Source organism: Janthinobacterium fluminis, assembly GCF_028595325.1.
Classification (GTDB): Bacteria; Pseudomonadota; Gammaproteobacteria; order Burkholderiales; family Burkholderiaceae_D; genus Janthinobacterium; species Janthinobacterium fluminis.
The window spans coordinates 1,120,437-1,136,775 of record NZ_JAQQXR010000001.1; the positions used below are offsets into that span (position 1 = coordinate 1,120,437).

A 16,339-nucleotide genomic window follows, 5' to 3' on the forward strand; every position below is an offset into this window, starting at 1 on the left:
AGCGCCGTAAACGCTCATGAGTGAAGCAAATTCAAAAACCTGGGCCCGACCCGCCGGGTCCGGCCCAGGAAGTTGGCCGTGCTAGATCTGGATCGCGTTGGTCGCCGCCGCGTTCAGGTACTGCGGCGCGGTCCAGGCATTCAGCTCGGCGCTCAGGTACTGGTAGGAGACGCTGTTCGGCACCGGCGTGTTGCCGGTCCAGGACTTGATGCGCGCGTTCTGGTTGGCGGCGATGCGCGCCGACACCGACGTCGACGAGCTCCACACCGCATTCCAGAAGGCACCCACCGCCGCCCGCCGCGCCGAACCCTGGGCATAGGGGTAGAGCGCATACATCGTTTCGACGCCGCTGGAACTGACGCCCAGCGTTTGCGCCACTTCCGCAGTGCCGTTCATCACGAACGAGATCTGGCTCTGGATGACGTTCGCCAGCGCGGCCGTGTTCTGCGGATTCGGCAGTGAGGCCAGCACCGTCTGCCGCGTCACCGCGGCGGCATTGGCCGGCGGCGCCGCCTGCATCGCAAACGCGCCGTTCGGCGTGAAGGCCCAGCCGTTGAACATGGAGTTGTTAACGCTGGTGTGCTGCACCGAGCAGGTATACAGCAGATTGCTGAAGGCGCTTTTCAGATAGCTGACGCTGGGCGTCCAGGTGAAACGCGTCGTCCCGTCGTGGTTGAAAGCGGCCTGCGCTGCGCCCATCCAGCCGTTCAGGCCGGCGTCGGCGGCGACGGCGGCATCGTTCGGATAGCTGGCGTCGACGATCTGGCCGACGAAGGTGGCGATCGCGTCCCACCAGACCTGGCCATCGTCGCGGTAGGGGAAGCTGACCTTGCCGATGGCGCCGCCGCTCAGGCCGCGCTGGGCCATCTGCGCCGGGAAGGCGTTGTCGTCGAAGCGGTAGTTCTGATACAGGCTGTTGATGACCTGATACAGGCCGATGCGCCCGGTTGGCAGCACCTCGTCGCAGAAGGAGTTTTTCTGGTAGATGCCCGCCTGGTTACTGCCCGGCATGCCGATGACGCCGCTGTTGATGTTGAACGACTTGTTCAAGAAGGGCTTGGCGAGCACCACCAGCGCGTGGCTGGCCGGCAGCGTGCCGGCCTGGATCTGGTTCAGCGCCGCCGTGCCGAACAGCATGTCGACGGTATGGGTGTTGAACAGGTGCGAGCCGCTGAACCACCACTGCTGGTCGGCCGAGGCCACCCACAACTTGGCCAGCAGCCAGGCGTCGCCCTGCGCGTCATTGCTGTCGCCGGGCGTGAAGATATAGCTGCTGCCATCCGTGGCGTTGATCTGTATAGCCTGCGGCATCAGGGCGTTGCTGGCGCCGTCTATCGTGAAGAAGCACAGCGGCGCGGCCAGGAAGCGGCCGTTGCGCACGTACTGCTTGGTGACGGCGGCGCCGAGCACGCCCGTGTAGTCGCAGACGAACAGCGCGCCGGCGCTTTGCGCGGCGCCCAGCTTGGACTGCAAGGCCGACAGGCTGGCGCCGTTGGCGGCCTTGCCGATCCAGCTGGCGATGTTGTAGGAGGCCGCCGGGGCCTGCTTGATCACGTTCGGATTGGCGCCGCCCAGGCGCTGGCGCGCCAGTTCCGCGTCGTCGGCGATCCAGTTGCTCGTCAGCGTGGCGATTTGCACGGGGCTGAACACGGTGCTGTCCGAACTCCACATGCCTTGTGTATACCACTGGGAAATGATTTGCGCCGTGCTCGTGCCATTGTATTGCTGGCCCGGCACGTTCTTGGCGATATAGGCCATCGCTTTGTCCACCTGCACGGTGCGGGCCGCCGAATTGGCCGTGTCCACGGCCGTCACCTGCCAGTCCGCCGGCACGGCGGCCAGGTCGTTGAGCCACGGCGGCAGCGTGGCGGCGAAGCTGCCCGTCACCGGGTACTGGCTGCTGTCGTAGCTCAAGTCGGTGGCGGTCAAGCCGCTGAAGACGAACTCCGCCTGCACCTGCATGTCCGACGCCATCGCCTTGTCGCTCTTGATGAAAACGGGCAGGGCGCCCGCCGTCGCGTGGCGGCTGCGGCAGGGGTTGGTGACGCCGGCCGTGTAGGCGAGCACCGATGCGGGAACGGCGGTCAGTGGTACTACCTTGTTGCTTGTCATGAAAGGCTCCTTTAATGTGGGAAAGGACTGCTCGAACACTCACAAGGACTCGGCAAACACCTTGCGGGCCATCGCCTCGATGCCCTCGTCGCCGAAATACGGGATCATGCTTGGCAGGATCAGGCCGCCGCCAAGGGCGTCGCGCAGCCGCACCATCATTTCCTCGGTCATCAAACCCTCCTTGATGAGCACTTCCCAGACGGCGCGGAAGCCCGAGTCGTAGGCGCCGGCGATCCAGTAATGGACCATGTCGAGGTGCTCGCCGGCAAAGTGGAAACTGCCCTGGGGCTCGCGGGCGTCGAGGAATTTCTCGAAGAACTGGCCGGGCGCGAAGAACTCGAAGCCGCCGCCGGCGAACGGTTGCTGGTTCCACACGACCGAGGCGCCGTCGCCGAGATATTGCTCGCGGGCGACTTCGCCGTGCAGCGTGACGACGTGGCGCAGGCAGGTGTCGAACATCTGCCGTTGGTCCAGGTGGGAGAACTTGTCGGCGTCGTCCTGCCAGCAGTAACTGCCGAGGATGTACGCGGGGCCGGCCTCGCCGATGCCGAACGAGGGATAGACGACGCTGCGCACCGGCAAGTCGGTATTGCTCTGGCCGCCGGCCATGCGGGCGCTGTAGGGGCCGGCGCTTTCCCAGAAGCGGCTCTGGAAACCGAGCGCGACCTTGACGGCATTGGTCATCTTCAGCGTGCGGATCGCCTCGTATTTCGCCGCCGACCAGGTGGCCGGCGTGTCGATGAAGCGCAGCGCGCTGAACGGCAGCGTGATGATGACGCGGTCGAACTCGTCGCGCTGCTCCAGCGTGCCGTCGCCGCGCCGGTAGTGGATGGCCGGGCGGCCGCTGTCCTCGTCGACGCGGAACACCCGCGCGCCCATCGTCACGTTGGCCTGCGGAACGCGCTTGACCATCTCCTGCGTGATGCGGTCGGTGCCGCCATCCATCGCCGACCAGGCCGGCGTGTCGTCGAAGGAGAAATTATCGAGCAGCATCTCGACGAAGGCCAGGTCGTACACGCCGGTGTAACTGAGCACCGACTCCATGTAATCGACGATGCGCGAAGGATAAGCCCGTTCGCGGTCGCCGATTTCCTGCAGATAGCTGCGCCCGGAATACGAGTCGTAGGTGAGGATCTCGGCCCAGGCGGCGTTGATGTCCTCGATGTCCTCGCTGTCGAGCAGGCGCATGAATGGCTCGATGGCATTATTGAGCAGGGTCTGCGCCGGTTTCAGCTTGCCATTGGCATCCTTGAAATAGTCGAAGCTGGGGTCGGTGAAAAACTGGTCGAAGCCCAGCAGCGTGTTGTCCGCCTTGACGGCGTTGCGCGTGGCCGGCGGCATGCCGTTGAAACACAGCAGATTGCCGGCGTCCGCGTCCGTGCTCTCGTCGAACAGCACATAAGGGATGCGCACGATCTCGCGCGCGCCCGGCGTGGTTTCGGCGGTGTCGTTGAGGTGGGTCCAGAAATTGAACAGCCGGCTCTGCATCCAGTTTTCCGGAAAACGCATCGCGCCCAGCTCGGCGTACTGGTGGGAGTTATTGTTGAAATAATGGGTCAGCACGCGGCCGCCGAGGCGCTCGCCGGACGCCTCGAAAATCTGGTAGGCGATGCCCAACTGGTCGAACAGCATGGCCGAATACAGGCCGGCCATGCCGCCGCCGACGATGCCCACGCGCACCTGCGCGGCCGTCTTGCCTTTCCTGGCCGCGCCTGACGCCGCCATGAAGGTCGACGGCCCCTGTTTGGCGGCGCGTGCCTTCTCCAACTTGCGCAAATGCTGGTCCATCGCGCCGAACAAGGTGCGGCGATGCTTGCTCACCCGTGCGAGGCGTTGCTGCTCAATACTGGCTGAAACATTCTTCTGAATCGACATCGTGCTCTCCCAGTCCCGGTCGTCACCGGGCCAGATGAATGTGGCGGCCGGCTGGTCCGCGCGTGCGCGGTCAGCCCGTGAAGTGTCGCCCCCGTCGGTGGATGGAAAGAAATGCCGCCCGAAGCGAAGCCGCCCCGGATGGCTTGCTACGCAATGCGACTATGAGACTGGCAAGGTGTTGCCGGCGCAAGTGAATGCGCCAGGCGAAGGCGGTCGCTCCGGAATCCGGCAAGCGGAGTGCGGGAGAGTGACGGCGAGGAGAAGTGTCTGCATTTTCTTGGCAAGGGTTGGCAAGATGGGTTGCAAAACCAGAGGGCGCACCACGGCCTGAGCGGACAGTGCGAAAGCACGGCTATCCGTCGGAGCCCGAGTGTGACAGAAACATGAATTGTCCAGTGAAATCCGCCTGAAACAATATCGTTTAGGGCATCCTAACCGATATTGTTTCACCCAAATCTATCGAATTATCAAAAATGATATTTACTTGATTTGTATGCATGTCCGCGCGGCCGCGCAGCAAGATTAGCGCTTGCCCGGGGGAATGCTGTACAATTTTGCGGTATAGAAAATTTTGATTAGACTCGACGTCACCATGAACCGGCACCGCGAATAGCGCGGCCAGCCTTCATCGCAAGCGACACCAGGCACTTATGCACCTTACTCGCCGGAGCCGTACCATCGCAGCGCTGCTAGTGCTGATCAGCCTGCTGTTTATGCAACTGGCCGTGGCCGCCCATGCCTGCGAGGGCCTGGCGCCCGTACCGATGGCGGCCGTGGCGACGATGGCCGACCACGAAATGGCCGGGTGCATGGGGCAGGCGGATGCCAGCCCCGGCCTGTGCGACGAACATTGCAGCCCGCCCAGCCAATCGCTGGACCGCACTGCGGCGCCGGACGTCGCGGCATTCTTCCCGGTATTGCTGGTGCACCGCATGGCCGAAGCGGCCAGCGCCGTGCTGCCGGCCCCGCATCGCAGCGGACATTCCCCCCTGGCCCGCCGCGGCGCCCCGTCGTTGGCCGTGCGCCATTGTTGTTTCCGAATCTGACCTCCTGACAGCGTAAGCCCTTGCCGCTCCGCCCACCGCGGCCGGTCATCACCATCACGTATTCAGTAAAACCTGGCGTGGGCAGCTGCGGCTCGCCCGCTTCACCTTTGGAGAAACAACATGAAATTTCATCACCGCATTTCCGCCCGCCTGCTCGTCACGGCAGCCCTGTTGAGCACTGCAACCGTCGCGGCGGCGCAGAACATCGAAGTCTACAAACGTTCCAGCTGCGGTTGCTGCACGAAGTGGGTCGACCACATGCGCGCCAACGGCTTCGCGCCGAAGGTGCATGAAATGGACGATCTCGACCCGATCAAGAAAAAACTGGGCGTGCCGATGGAACTGGGCAGTTGCCACACCGCCCATGTCGGCGGCTACGTGATCGAAGGACATGTGCCGGCCGACCTGGTGCGCAAGCTGCTCAAGGAACGTCCGAAAGCGCGCGGCCTGGCGGTGCCGTCCATGCCGGCAGGTTCACCGGGCATGGAGGGGCCGCACAAGGTCGACTACGAGGTGCTGTTAATCAAGCCGAACGGACAATACAGCACTTACGCGAAACGCTAGTCCGATAACACTGACCGCGGGCCTTGGCGTATCCGGTGAGGCTGTTGTTGCATGGGAAATATTTCCATGGGAAGATACATATTTCCCCCCTAAGAAGTGATTCCAAGCAGCCATGAATATTCGCCCAAGCAATGAGGACGACTGGGAAATCCTAAAAACCATTCGACTTGCCTCGCTTCTCGATACGCCAAGCGCATTCGGCGTCAGTTACGCGGCGCTTGTCGACAACGACGAAGCGCAATGGCGGCAGCGCGCATCGGCCCGAACGCAACCGGAGTTCTTTTTCGCCATAAGGGAAGGGGAGGCGGTCGGCTTAATCGGCGGCGGCGTCGATTCAAGCGGGCAATATAATCTGATTGCCATGTGGGTTCACCCCGATTACCGGGGTTCGGAAGCCGCTGGCCGCTTGGTCGACGCGGTGAAAGCCCGCGCCATCGCCGCCGGACACGTCCGCGTGATTTTAAGCGTCTCTCCGGACAACCTGCGGGCGGCCAGTTTCTATCGCCGGCAGGGTTTCGCTTACTTGCCGGAATGGGAGGCGCTGGCCAGTCACCCGGAGATCAGCGTCCAGAAAATGGAGTGGCTGGCAACAAGTCGGGAGCAGGGAATTCGCGCAGTTTAGTTTGAGGAGATAGAACGCGTCGGGCAGGCATGCATTCACTGAGGTTGGGGGCGGACATTAATTCAGTTTCTGATTCTTCAGAAGAGGAATGACTCTCGAATTATTCATTAATTCGATGGTTTTTCAACTCATTCTTTTTGTTTTCTTGCTTTCGATAAAGTAAATAATTATAAAAATTGCCGCCACGCTAACCTCTGCAATAGACGATTCGCGGTTTGCAGGAACATATATCATGCTAACTATCCCAGTTAACAATAATGGCAAAAGGAAAGGCATGCATACACGCTTCCATATGCTAGGTGTATTATCTTTTGTTTTTTTCCAAACAAAAAATAACATGTTGCCAATCAATGAAAAAAGGAAGGCTGGAATAAGTATTGAGGTGGCTTTATTTTTAATTAAAAAAACATCAAGAATCAATGAAAATTCCAACGTTCCAAATATAGATATCATTAGCGCCAAAAACGATAGAAATATTTTTTTTGGAAACATTTTGCAACCAACCTGAAATTATGAATGGGTAGATGAAATATCTACCTATGTTAAAATATTGAAATGAAATTATTGGGGATTCCTCATGTATCCTTCACAGACACCCTTGGCGAAATCAACCACTTTTCCGCTATTTGCTATAATTGTTGATGTTGCAGCAATAGCCGCCAATGCCGCGAGTGGTGCGAATCCACCAGATACATTTTCAATTTCTACAAGTAACAATTCTTTCATGATATTTCCTTGTTAGGCTAAAATTTCAGGATTTGGACGAATTTTTGGCATGGTTTTCCACCATTCAACCGCTGATCGAATAGCTTTCCCAACCGCAATTCCCACATCCCTCGGAGTCGTTTCGCCTCCACTAATTGCATCTAATTCTTCCAAGGTAATTTCTCGCATTGCGCCCCCGAAAATTTAATCTGACTACAAAAATCTTACCCGAAATTAATTCGTAATGATGCTTTAATGACAATAGCATCTTGTAATTGCTCTGTATGTAGGACTACTCTTAAAATTCATATCTTTAGGATCTACCTCAAAAACCCAAGCCGAACTTGGCATGATGACGGCACTCCGGTTCTGAGCCAATGTTCGTGATCAAGACCTACCGGCCAAGGACGGCTACATCGTGCGCGGCGGAGAGATGATAGACGCGAGTATCGTGCAGGCTCGCTGAACAAGGAGGAGAGGGCGCTGGGCTACGAAGACGCAGTGCCGGCGGTTATGAAGGAGGCCAAGGTCGAGGCGTTCTGACGCCCGTGGTCCGTCGGGACCACCGAAATTGGCAACAGCGGCGCCGAAAAAGGCCGCGATGGTGGTGGGGCCGATGGCGTTCCTCGTCCAGTTCGATCGCCGCCCGCGCAATCTGCGCCAACATCAGCAGTTATTCGAGGTGCCCAATATTGGTTTTTCCGCCCTTTTGCATCATCGCGCACGGCCGCGCATCCAGTGGAAGGCGCCAGCCGCCAGCGCCATGCCAGCTTCGGCTTGCCAGAGCGCCGTCGAGGCAACGATTAATCTGTGCATCCCAAAGGTATCGAAGGTTGGCACTTCGTTTAACAGGATGGAGGTCAACATGCTGAGCATCAGGAGGAATAAAAAAGGCTGGGGCCGGCCGGACAGGTGGCTGAGCCCGGTGGCGAGCGCACTAAACAACACCAGACCGCTGCACAGGGCTACCGCGCCCAGCGGGCATTCGAGCAGCCAGTGCAGTACGATGCCTCCGCAAAACAGCAGCCCGAGTATGCCGCTGCCCGCCAGCTGCCGTAGGAAACGCCGCTCGGATCCTCCAGGAAAACTTGCGCCGAGGGCGGCCCAGCCAGCCTGCCGGTCTCGCGTGCTGATGTTGCAGACCAATCCCCCCACACCCGAGCGCGCCCATCAAGACGACCAAGCTCGATTGCGCATCACCGGCCAGTGACACAATCCAAATCACTATGAGCGTTGGAAACGCGACCGGGTTGGCTGCCAGCGTCTGTTCCAGCTCCGCGACCAGTTGTGTGCCGGGTCTGCGACGCCGGGCCAACTAATCGAATATGGGACGGCACCAGCGGGAGAAGGGCACCGATAGGCGATTGAGCAGGTCTAGCGGTGCATGCAGCCATCGCAGCAGTTGCGCCCTTCGTTGGATGCATGGCTTTAGATTACAATGAGATTCGGCCTCACATGGCTCTCAAAGCCCCCCACGGCCTTCGCTCGGAGTGCGGTTTCTGGAGCGCTTGAAATAGGCCATTGACCGACCGAATTCTCGGACCCGAAGTGCCCATGAAATCCAATCGGATCACGAAGGCATTTTGAACGGCTCGCGGGTGTCTAGCAGACTCGTGGTGATTCAGTCTTGTGCATCCCAAGCAGTGTTGGAAGGATCAGCTTCACCGCTGCATCGAGCAGTGTTGTTGTCGTCATTTCCTTCAAGTTGTCGAAGTCCCTTGGTTGAGGAATGTAGACATTCGACCGGTCAACGTGGGGCGGAAGCTCTGGCGCGACGGTTCTAGCTGGTTTGATGCCGACAGGCCCCGCACTGCCAGTAGCGTAGTTCCCGCCGCTTGAATTCGTAGGCGGCACCATGGCCGCAGCAAGGGCAAATGAATCCGTCTGGCAGCCGCGCCTTGATGAACAGCGCCTCGCATTGCTCCTCAGTGCCGTAATCGCGCAAGAACGCAGGCAACGACAGTCCCTTCTGAAACTGAATCCCATTGATCGCCATCATCGCTCCTTTCGGTGGCTCTGCCATCCTGATAGGGTTGACTCAACAGGGGTAGCAAAGTTCTGACGAACGAACATAATCAGACAAAATGAAAAACAACAGTAAAAAATTTCCGTTGTCGCTTATGCCAATTTTAAAGATAAAATATCGTTTGCTTTCGCGCTGTCTTGGGTACTGAAATGAAATTGTGAACTCCGTGGCTGGTTGATAGGGAGAATACGATGTCAAGCAATGTTCTTGGAATTGGACTTGCCAACGATCTATGCGAACCAGAGGCGCTTGCAGTCATCCACGAGGCCTATCGCCGCGGCCTGTGCAGCTATCTGACGATCTACCTCTACGCAAACTATACCCCTGAATTTCTGCGAACGATCCGCGCGGCACTGCCGCCGGGTCTGCGCTACGTGTGGCACGCGGGCGGCGAGTTCGAGCTGCCCTATGCCGACGGCCGCTTCGCCGATCAGTTGCCGCGCGTCGCCGAGGTGGCTTCCATGTGGTCGCCCGCCTGGGCCACCGAGGATGTGATCGTGACCAATTTTGGCCGCACCAAGGAAGCCGGCCATCCGAACTACGTGCAATTGCTGCTGACCGAGGAATGCCTGGACGTTTGTGTGCGGCGCATGAACGAGATCACGCGCGCCAGTCCGATTCCGTTCTTCCCGGAAGTACCGCATTTCTATGCACCCGGACCGGACGAGATGCATCTGGCGACCTTCTTCCGCCGCTTCGTCGAACGGACCGGCGCCAAACTGAATTTCGATATCGGCCATTACGTCAGCTACAACCTGCTGCGCCAGGCGCCCATGCTCGACCGGATCGACGAGTTTCCGCTGGAAGCGGTCGGCGAGATCAACACAGCCGGCGGCATGGTCGGCGACGCGCAAGGCTTGACCTGGATCGACGACTACGCCGGGCCGATCAATCCGATCACGGTCGACTGCCTACGCGCCCTGCTGCCGCGCTGCACCGGGCTGGAAGCGATGTACACCGAAACCATCGGCGCCGAGCCGTGGGTGGTGTTCCACAACCTCGAGATCCTGAATACACTCTTCTGGCCGCACGTGGAGGCGCGGAATAACTTTGCCGAGCGAGGCCGGGTATGGGCCTGAAAGACCTCCAGCAGCTATACCTCGATCTGACGAACGATGTCATCAAGCCGGGCGAGATCGCCGCTTTTGACGGTCCCGAGGATGCGCACCGGCGCGGCTATGACCTGAGCTCTGGCGAATTGCAGCGCCTGGGGCAGGTGAACTGGGACCATGCGGCGCTGGGAATCGACGTTCACCGATCGATTGAAGCAATCCGTGCGCAAGCACGCTACCGGCGCGATCCCAATACAGGACAATTGTCGGACATCGCGTATCCCTTTCTTAACCCAGTTATGGAGATCGATAAAATGACCAACCCCAACGACCCACATGGCGATTTAAATCGGCCGGTGTATTATCCCCAGCAGCCGCAGCCCGGCCAGCATATCGATCCGTCGATTTATAATCCGGCGGCCGTGCGCTGCGCGCCGGCGATCGATCCGTCGATGTACAACCCGGCCGCCGTGCGCTGCGCCCCGGCCATCGATCCGTCGATGTATCACCCGGCGGCGGTGCGTTGCGCCCCGGCCATCGATCTATCGATGTACAACCCGGCGGCGGTGCGCTGCGCGCCGGCCATCGATCCGGCGATGTACGCGGCGGTGACGGCGGCGATGCAGGCGCAGCCGGCCAACGTGCGTTTGCGCGGCACCATCCTCAAAGGCGCCGATTTTTCCAAACAGGACCTGCGCGGCGCGGACTTGAGCGGCGCCGACTTGAGCGAGGCCAATCTGGAGGACGCGGACTTGCGCGGCGCGCTGCTGGACGGCGCTAATTTCACCGGCGCCAAGCTCACCGGCGTGCGCTGGACGTGAGCGGTGGAAGCGGGGGTCGAGATCGTGGGCATGGGACTCGGTAGCGGACAGGTGACGCTGGCCGGCCGGCGCGCGCTGGAACGCTGCTGCTGGCTGGGCCACTACGGCCTGCCGCTGGAGGTGCGGGCCGATTTCCTCCAGCAGTGGCCGAACGCGGTCGATCTCGATGCGCGCCTCGACACCGGCAACGGCCACGGCTTCGTGGCGCGGCTGGGCGAGGCCTTGCGCAATGCGGCGCTGCGGCATGGCCGCGTCGGGCTGGCGGTGGCCGGGCATCCGGTGGCGGCCAATCCGGCCACCGTCTGGCTGCGCCCCCATCTGGAAAGCCAGGGCATCGCGGTCGGTATCCATGGCGCGCCCAGCGCGCTGGACCATTTCATGGCCGCCACCGGCATCGATCTGCTGGCCCATCAAATCAGCCTGGTCGACGCGCGCCTATGGCTGGCGGGGGACGACGACCGCGCCGGATGGGCATTGGCGATCTGGAGCGTCGCCTATCTGCCCGATGGCCAGCGCCCGCTGCTGATCGAGCGCCTGCACCGGCGCTTCGTTGCCGGGCACCCGCTCAACTTATTCCGTATGGTGGGCGACCAGCCCCGGATCGAACAGTTCGCACTGGAACAGGCCACAGCCTGGCTGGCGCGGGTCGATGCCGAGACCACCTTGTTCGTATTTTGATGGAAGAGGCCAGACGCCATGCCAGCCCCCGACAGCACCTCCCGCATCGCGTTGTTATCCCTGCCGTGGCAGGACCCGTTCAGTCCATCGATTCAGCTGGGCACCCTGAGCGCCTGGGTCAGGCGCGAGCGGCCCAGGGTGCAGGTCGACTGTTTCGATCTGTTTCTTGAGCTGTCCGGCGACCTGGGAATGCACCTGAGCAAGCGCATCTCGGTCAGCTGGATCGGCGAAGCGCTGTTCGCCTATCTGATGTTTCCGCAGCAGCGCCCGGCCATCGAGGTGTTCCTGGAAAAATCGCGCGGCGACGATCCGCTGTTCGCCAACCTCGACTACGGCCGCGTCATCGAAACCCTGCGGACCGGGCTGGTGCGCCGGCTCGACGCGGTCGACTGGTCGTGCTACAGTCTGATCGGCATGTCGGTGGTGTTCTCGCAATCGATGTCCACCCTGCTGACCGCGCGCGAGATCAAACGGCGCGCGCCGAACGTGCCGGTGGTGCTGGGCGGGCCTGGTGTGACCGGCAAGATCGGCGCCAGCCTGCTGAACAGCTTCGACTTCATCGATTACATCGCTAACGGCGAGGGCGAACGTCCGCTGGTCGGCCTGATCGATGCGCTGGCCGCCGTCGCGCCGGGCCGAATGGTCGACGTCAAGGGCGTGTTCCATAGAAACTCGCCGGCCGATATCCACCACGACGTCGATCAGCTGCCGGACATGGGCGAGCTGCCGGTGCCGGACTACGGCAGCTATTTCGAACGGCTCGCCGGCATGCCGGGCGGAACCGAGGCCAAGGGCAGGGTGCGCATCCCGGTGGAAACCAATCGGGGCTGCTGGTGGGATCAGAGCCTGAAGAACCCAATGCTCAGCTGCAGCTTCTGCAATCTCAATCTGCAATGGCACGGCTATCGCGAGCGGCCGGTGGAACAATCGACCGCGCTGTTCGCGGAGCTGAACCGGCGCCACCAGTGCCCCGATTTCACGGTGGTCGACAATATCCTGCGGCATAAGCAAGCCGACGTGTTCATCGAAGGACTCGGCAAACTCGACCTGGGCCTCGACCTGTGGATGGAGGCGCGCGCGTCGGTGACGCCGGAGCAGATCGGCAAGTTGAGCAAGGTCGGCGCCAGGGTCATTCAATTCGGCATCGAGGCGCTCTCGAGCGGCATGCTGAAGAAGATGGTCAAGGGCACCACCACCATCCAGAACCTGCAAGCGATGAAGTTGTGCGAGCAGCACGGCATCCAGAACTCGGCCAACCTGATCCTCGACTTCCCCGGCATGGAGGCGGCCGACATCCTCGACGAGCTGGAGAACATGAGTTTCGCGCGCTCGTTCTATCCGCTCTCGACCACCAGCTTCTCGCTGGTGTATCAATCGCCGGCGTACAAGCAGCCGCACAGTTTCGGCATCGAGAACATCCGCAGCTACGAGATGTATCGGATGCTGCTGCCGCCGCAGCTGTACGAGACGGTGTTCTTGACCGAGCAATCGTTCGACAGCCCCGCGCTGGAGCGCCTGCGCCCGCTGTGGAAGCGCGTGCAGGACGCCGCCGACGAGTGGCGCGAGCATTACCACCGCATGGTCGGCAAGGTCGAGGGGCGCCTGTTGCTGTCGCTGCAGGACGGCGGCACCTATCTCAAAGTGCGCGACTTCCGCTGGGCGGCGGCGCGCTTCCACTGGTTGGAGGGCGCCGAGCGCGACGTCTACCTGGGATGCGCGGCCACCGTGTCGGTGCGCCATTTACACGCGCGCTTCCCGACCTTGAGCGCCGCGGTGATCGATGGCTGGATCGCCAAATGGTGCGACGCCCGCATCGCCTTCGCCGAAGGCGGCAAGGTGCTGGGCCTGGCCATCCCCTGGGGTCCGGTGTCGGCCCGGCGCAGTTTGTATCCGGTGCTGGAGGAGACCGGGGGCGAGGACGCCATGCTGGCCGTCCAGGGGGCACGCGAGCGCGCGAAGAAAATCATTCCGCTACAGGTGACCCGTGACTGAGATCAACATCGTCGGCGTGGGTATCCGGGGCGCCCGCCACATGACGCTCGAAACCGTCGAGGTGATCGCGGTGGCCGATGTGGTCTACCATCTGGTGACCGGGGTCGAGGCAGTCAATGAAATCAAGCGCATCAACCCCAACACCCACGGGCTGTTCCACATGTACCGCGAGGGTGCGCTCGACCTGGAAGTGTACGGGCAGATCGTCTCCTTCCTGCTGGCGCAAAGCCTGGCCTCGCAGCGGGTGGTGTTCGTGGTGATGGGGCATCCGTCGATCTACGTCGCCGCCACCCATCTGCTGCGCGAACATGGGCCGCGCTGGGGCGTGCGCGTCAATGTGCTGGCCGGGGTGTCGGCGATCGACGTGCTGCTGCTGTCGATGCCGGCCGATATCGGCAGCACCGGATTGCAGATACTCGACGCCAACCGCCTCGTGTCGTACCAGCTCATTCCCGACAACCGCGTGCCGGTCCTGATCTTCCAGATTGGCTGCTTCGGCTCCGGATTCATCACGCGTTCGCAAAGCAACCATCCGCGTCGGCTGGCGCTGCTGGCGCGCTATCTGGTGGGCTTTTATCCCCCGGAGCACGGAGTGGAACTGATCGAATGCGACATGGGCTTCCCGCATGCGGAAACGCGGCACCGGCTGACGCTGACCGAACTAGCCGGCACCGGCCACCTGGCCAACTACAACTCGACCTTGTATCTGCCGCCGGCGCGGCCGGTCCAGGTGCTAGACGGCCGCTTCCAGGCGCAGCTTATCGACCCGAACGCCATCGAAGGATTGATCGCATCATGAAAGACCCACGACGCGAACGGGCGCTGGCCGAGATCGCCGCGCAAGCCGCCGACGACTACCCCGAGGCGCTGGACGGCAGCGGGGGAGAGCGCATTGAAGTGTTTCTGCAAGTGCTGCGCGGCGAGCGCGCGCCGGACCCGGTCGCCGCCAGCCGGCGGCTGCATCGGCGCATGTACATGCCGGGCCTGAGCGCGCAACCGTATTGGGAAGCCGGCCGCTTTCCGGTGGCCGAGCTGCTGCAACGGCGCTATCCCTTGCTGCGGGCCGAGGCCGAGCGCCTGCTTGTCACCGCAGGCGTGTTCGACACGCGGCCCGGGGAGGCGCATTGGGGCGACAGCCGCATTGATCGCGGCCACCTGAACGGCGCCTGGAACGCCTGGTATCTGCAGCGCTACTTCAAGCGCCAGTCGCTGGCCGCCGTTCACACGCCCGTCGCGCTGCGCAGCCTGGATGAGTGCCAGGTGTCGCGCGAGGCGCTATTCTCGGTGGTCGGGCCGGGCACCGCCATCACTTTGCACAGCGACGAACTCAATTTCGTCACCACGCTGTATCTGCCGCTGGTGTCGCTGCCGGGGGCGACGATCACGTTTGATCGAAGCACGCGCGAGCTGCGCGCCGGCACGTGCTTTGCCGCAGACAGCACCTTTCTGCACGAATCGTTCAATAAAAGCGACCAATGGCGCGTGATCCTCATCGTTGACGTCTGGCACCCGGACCTGACGCCGCTCGAGGTGCGCTTTCTCAGTGACATCATGCCGCGCGCCGATGCCGTCATGCGCGGCGTGCGGCCGGCTACGGTCTGATGCGTCGCTTGCTGATCATCGAAGGCGTCACCGGCACCGGCAAGAGTCGGACCATCGCCATGCTGGCCGACTGGGGCCGGCGGGTCGGCCATCCGGTACACGTGATCGACGAGGACTTGACCATGGGCAGTTTTCTGGAGGACGTGCGCGTACCGTCGTGGCGCGAGCGGCCGGCTTTTCCGGGACTCGACGCCGGATTCGCAGCAGTGGAACGGCTGCGGCGGGACGACGAGCGCGCGCTGGTGGTGCTGGAGCGGTTTCATCTGACCGTGTATGCCTTGTTCAGCCACTGGCATCTGGTACGGCAGTATGATCGGGCGCTGAATGCGCTAGGTGCGGCACAGGTGCTACTCGACTACCGCCCGGCGTTGACCGAACAGCGCTCGGTGCTGTGCCCTGACCGGTCCGGCTGGGCGGATGAAATGGACGAGTATTACGGTGGTCGGCTGCTGGCGATCGCAGCGGTCAGACAGTCGCAGGCCAAGCGCCGCCGGGCGCTGCTGATGAGTGAGCTGCCGTATCTGCACCTCGACAACAGCGGCGGCAACTGGGACGATTGCGCCGCCGCCATCTTGGCCTATTGCGGTTATTCCTTCCACCTGCCGGGGAGCGGGCATGATGGATACCAGGTGGAATGACACCTCTGTTGCAAGCATCAGTTGTCGCGAGCAGCTTCCGTTTCTGCTTAACCACCTCGGCCTCTGTGGCATCGCCGTCGAGGTGGGGGTGGAATGGGGCCAGTTCAGCGACCACATTCTCAGGTACTGGCACGGTCGATTGCTGTATTCGGTGGATCCCTGGAGTACGCAACCTTTGCACTTGTACAATGATCTCTGCAACGTCCCAGCGCAGGAGCAGGAAACCCGGTTCAGATACGCAAGCGCGTTGTTGGGTTCCTACGGGCCGCGCAGCAGCATCTTAAGGGCGTGTTCCGTACAAGCCAGCCAGGGCTTCCCGAATGCGTCGATTGATTGCGTCTACCTTGACGGAAACCACGCGTACCAGTCTGTGATGGCGGACCTTGCGAACTGGTATTCGAAAGTGCGGCCGGGTGGGCTGATGTGCGGGCATGATTACGTCGATGGCGTTGGTGATGCAGTGTATGGCGTGAAGTCGGCGGTAGACTTTTTCTTTTCCGGACTGCGTCGACGCGTCCATGCGACGCAGGAGCCTGTCGCCAAATCCTGGTTGGTGCGGGTGTGAGATTGCGACATGGCACGACCCGTCCAGTGAGGTAAAACTGG

At 61.5% G+C, this 16,339-nt stretch carries 18 protein-coding genes; 12 read left to right on the forward strand and 6 right to left on the reverse strand.

Going from position 1 to position 16,339, the window contains the following annotated elements; all coding sequences use genetic code 11:
- Nucleotides 1-81 precede the first annotated feature (81 nt).
- Nucleotides 82-2,112, reverse strand: a complete 2,031-nt coding sequence (locus OIK44_RS04895; protein ID WP_273669579.1) for a lipoxygenase family protein — start codon at nt 2,110-2,112, stop codon at nt 82-84.
- A 39-nt stretch (nt 2,113-2,151) separates the two neighbouring features.
- Nucleotides 2,152-3,933, reverse strand: a complete 1,782-nt coding sequence (locus tag OIK44_RS04900) for a flavin monoamine oxidase family protein (protein ID WP_273669580.1) — start codon at nt 3,931-3,933, stop codon at nt 2,152-2,154.
- Nucleotides 3,934-4,679: 746 nt separating this feature from the next.
- Between OIK44_RS04900 and OIK44_RS04905 the strand changes: the two genes are divergently transcribed.
- From OIK44_RS04905 to OIK44_RS04920, 4 genes are all read left to right on the forward strand, one after another.
- On the forward strand, nt 4,680-5,033 hold the full coding sequence (locus OIK44_RS04905; protein ID WP_273669581.1) for a hypothetical protein: 354 nt from the start codon (nt 4,680-4,682) through the stop codon (nt 5,031-5,033).
- Between the two features lie 120 nt (nt 5,034-5,153).
- Nucleotides 5,154-5,597, forward strand: a complete 444-nt coding sequence (locus tag OIK44_RS04910) for a DUF411 domain-containing protein (protein WP_273669582.1) — start codon at nt 5,154-5,156, stop codon at nt 5,595-5,597.
- A gap of 112 nt (nt 5,598-5,709) precedes the next feature.
- The gene (locus tag OIK44_RS04915; protein WP_273669583.1) at nt 5,710-6,219 is read left to right on the forward strand and encodes a GNAT family N-acetyltransferase; all 510 of its coding nucleotides are present in this window, start codon (nt 5,710-5,712) and stop codon (nt 6,217-6,219) included.
- A gap of 274 nt (nt 6,220-6,493) precedes the next feature.
- Complete coding sequence (locus OIK44_RS04920; protein WP_273669584.1) at nt 6,494-6,727, forward strand: hypothetical protein; 234 nt, start codon at nt 6,494-6,496, stop codon at nt 6,725-6,727.
- 53 nt (nt 6,728-6,780) lie between these two features.
- Here OIK44_RS04920 and OIK44_RS04925 read toward each other — a convergent pair whose 3' ends face one another.
- From OIK44_RS04925 to OIK44_RS04940, 4 genes are all read right to left on the reverse strand, one after another.
- Entirely contained in the window at nt 6,781-6,945 is a 165-nt protein-coding gene (locus OIK44_RS04925) for a hypothetical protein (protein WP_273669585.1), read from the reverse strand.
- A gap of 12 nt (nt 6,946-6,957) precedes the next feature.
- Complete coding sequence (locus OIK44_RS04930) at nt 6,958-7,113, reverse strand: hypothetical protein (protein ID WP_273669586.1); 156 nt, start codon at nt 7,111-7,113, stop codon at nt 6,958-6,960.
- 525 nt (nt 7,114-7,638) lie between these two features.
- Complete coding sequence (locus tag OIK44_RS04935; RefSeq protein ID WP_273669587.1) at nt 7,639-8,070, reverse strand: hypothetical protein; 432 nt, start codon at nt 8,068-8,070, stop codon at nt 7,639-7,641.
- A gap of 634 nt (nt 8,071-8,704) precedes the next feature.
- Nucleotides 8,705-8,923 (reverse strand): transposase, encoded by a 219-nt coding sequence (locus OIK44_RS04940; RefSeq protein WP_420213816.1) that lies wholly within the window; start codon nt 8,921-8,923, stop codon nt 8,705-8,707.
- 218 nt (nt 8,924-9,141) lie between these two features.
- On the opposite strand from OIK44_RS04940, the gene OIK44_RS04945 reads away from it, so the two are divergent.
- Genes OIK44_RS04945 through OIK44_RS04980 form a run of 8 tightly spaced genes read left to right on the forward strand, consistent with a single transcriptional unit; the run spans nt 9,142 to nt 16,298 of the window.
- Entirely contained in the window at nt 9,142-10,029 is an 888-nt protein-coding gene (locus OIK44_RS04945) for a multinuclear nonheme iron-dependent oxidase (protein ID WP_273669588.1), read from the forward strand.
- Nucleotides 10,020-10,823, forward strand: a complete 804-nt coding sequence (locus OIK44_RS04950) for a pentapeptide repeat-containing protein (RefSeq protein ID WP_273669589.1) — start codon at nt 10,020-10,022, stop codon at nt 10,821-10,823. The genes OIK44_RS04945 and OIK44_RS04950 overlap by 10 nt, the downstream gene beginning before the upstream one ends.
- Before the next feature lie 30 nt (nt 10,824-10,853).
- A complete protein-coding gene (locus OIK44_RS04955; protein ID WP_273669590.1) occupies nt 10,854-11,501 on the forward strand; it encodes an SAM-dependent methyltransferase in 648 nt (215 codons plus the stop codon).
- Nucleotides 11,502-11,519: 18 nt separating this feature from the next.
- A complete protein-coding gene (locus OIK44_RS04960; protein WP_273669591.1) occupies nt 11,520-13,493 on the forward strand; it encodes a RiPP maturation radical SAM C-methyltransferase in 1,974 nt (657 codons plus the stop codon).
- Complete coding sequence (locus tag OIK44_RS04965; protein WP_273669592.1) at nt 13,486-14,292, forward strand: SAM-dependent methyltransferase; 807 nt, start codon at nt 13,486-13,488, stop codon at nt 14,290-14,292. Before OIK44_RS04960 ends, OIK44_RS04965 begins: the two co-directional genes overlap by 8 nt.
- Complete coding sequence (locus tag OIK44_RS04970) at nt 14,289-15,095, forward strand: aspartyl/asparaginyl beta-hydroxylase domain-containing protein (RefSeq protein ID WP_273669593.1); 807 nt, start codon at nt 14,289-14,291, stop codon at nt 15,093-15,095. Before OIK44_RS04965 ends, OIK44_RS04970 begins: the two co-directional genes overlap by 4 nt.
- Nucleotides 15,096-15,103: 8 nt before the next feature.
- Entirely contained in the window at nt 15,104-15,733 is a 630-nt protein-coding gene (locus tag OIK44_RS04975) for a hypothetical protein (protein ID WP_273669594.1), read from the forward strand.
- A complete protein-coding gene (locus OIK44_RS04980) occupies nt 15,711-16,298 on the forward strand; it encodes a class I SAM-dependent methyltransferase (protein ID WP_273669595.1) in 588 nt (195 codons plus the stop codon). The genes OIK44_RS04975 and OIK44_RS04980 overlap by 23 nt, the downstream gene beginning before the upstream one ends.
- Nucleotides 16,299-16,339: the final 41 nt, after the last annotated feature.

Excerpts from the sequence above, each read along its gene's own strand:
- OIK44_RS04895 (WP_273669579.1), bottom strand. The coding sequence starts at position 2,112 with ATGACAAGCAACAAGGTAGTACCACTGACCGCCGTTCCCGCATCGGTG.
- OIK44_RS04910 (WP_273669582.1), top strand. The coding sequence starts at position 5,154 with ATGAAATTTCATCACCGCATTTCCGCCCGCCTGCTCGTCACGGCAGCC.
- OIK44_RS04915 (WP_273669583.1), top strand. The coding sequence starts at position 5,710 with ATGAATATTCGCCCAAGCAATGAGGACGACTGGGAAATCCTAAAAACC.
- OIK44_RS04920 (WP_273669584.1), top strand. The coding sequence starts at position 6,494 with ATGCATACACGCTTCCATATGCTAGGTGTATTATCTTTTGTTTTTTTC.
- OIK44_RS04925 (WP_273669585.1), bottom strand. The coding sequence starts at position 6,945 with ATGAAAGAATTGTTACTTGTAGAAATTGAAAATGTATCTGGTGGATTC.
- OIK44_RS04930 (WP_273669586.1), bottom strand. The coding sequence starts at position 7,113 with ATGCGAGAAATTACCTTGGAAGAATTAGATGCAATTAGTGGAGGCGAA.
- OIK44_RS04940 (WP_420213816.1), bottom strand. The coding sequence starts at position 8,923 with ATGATGGCGATCAATGGGATTCAGTTTCAGAAGGGACTGTCGTTGCCT.
- OIK44_RS04945 (WP_273669588.1), top strand. The coding sequence starts at position 9,142 with ATGTCAAGCAATGTTCTTGGAATTGGACTTGCCAACGATCTATGCGAA.
- OIK44_RS04950 (WP_273669589.1), top strand. The coding sequence starts at position 10,020 with ATGGGCCTGAAAGACCTCCAGCAGCTATACCTCGATCTGACGAACGAT.
- OIK44_RS04955 (WP_273669590.1), top strand. The coding sequence starts at position 10,854 with ATGGGACTCGGTAGCGGACAGGTGACGCTGGCCGGCCGGCGCGCGCTG.
- OIK44_RS04960 (WP_273669591.1), top strand. The coding sequence starts at position 11,520 with ATGCCAGCCCCCGACAGCACCTCCCGCATCGCGTTGTTATCCCTGCCG.
- OIK44_RS04970 (WP_273669593.1), top strand. The coding sequence starts at position 14,289 with ATGAAAGACCCACGACGCGAACGGGCGCTGGCCGAGATCGCCGCGCAA.
- OIK44_RS04980 (WP_273669595.1), top strand. The coding sequence starts at position 15,711 with ATGATGGATACCAGGTGGAATGACACCTCTGTTGCAAGCATCAGTTGT.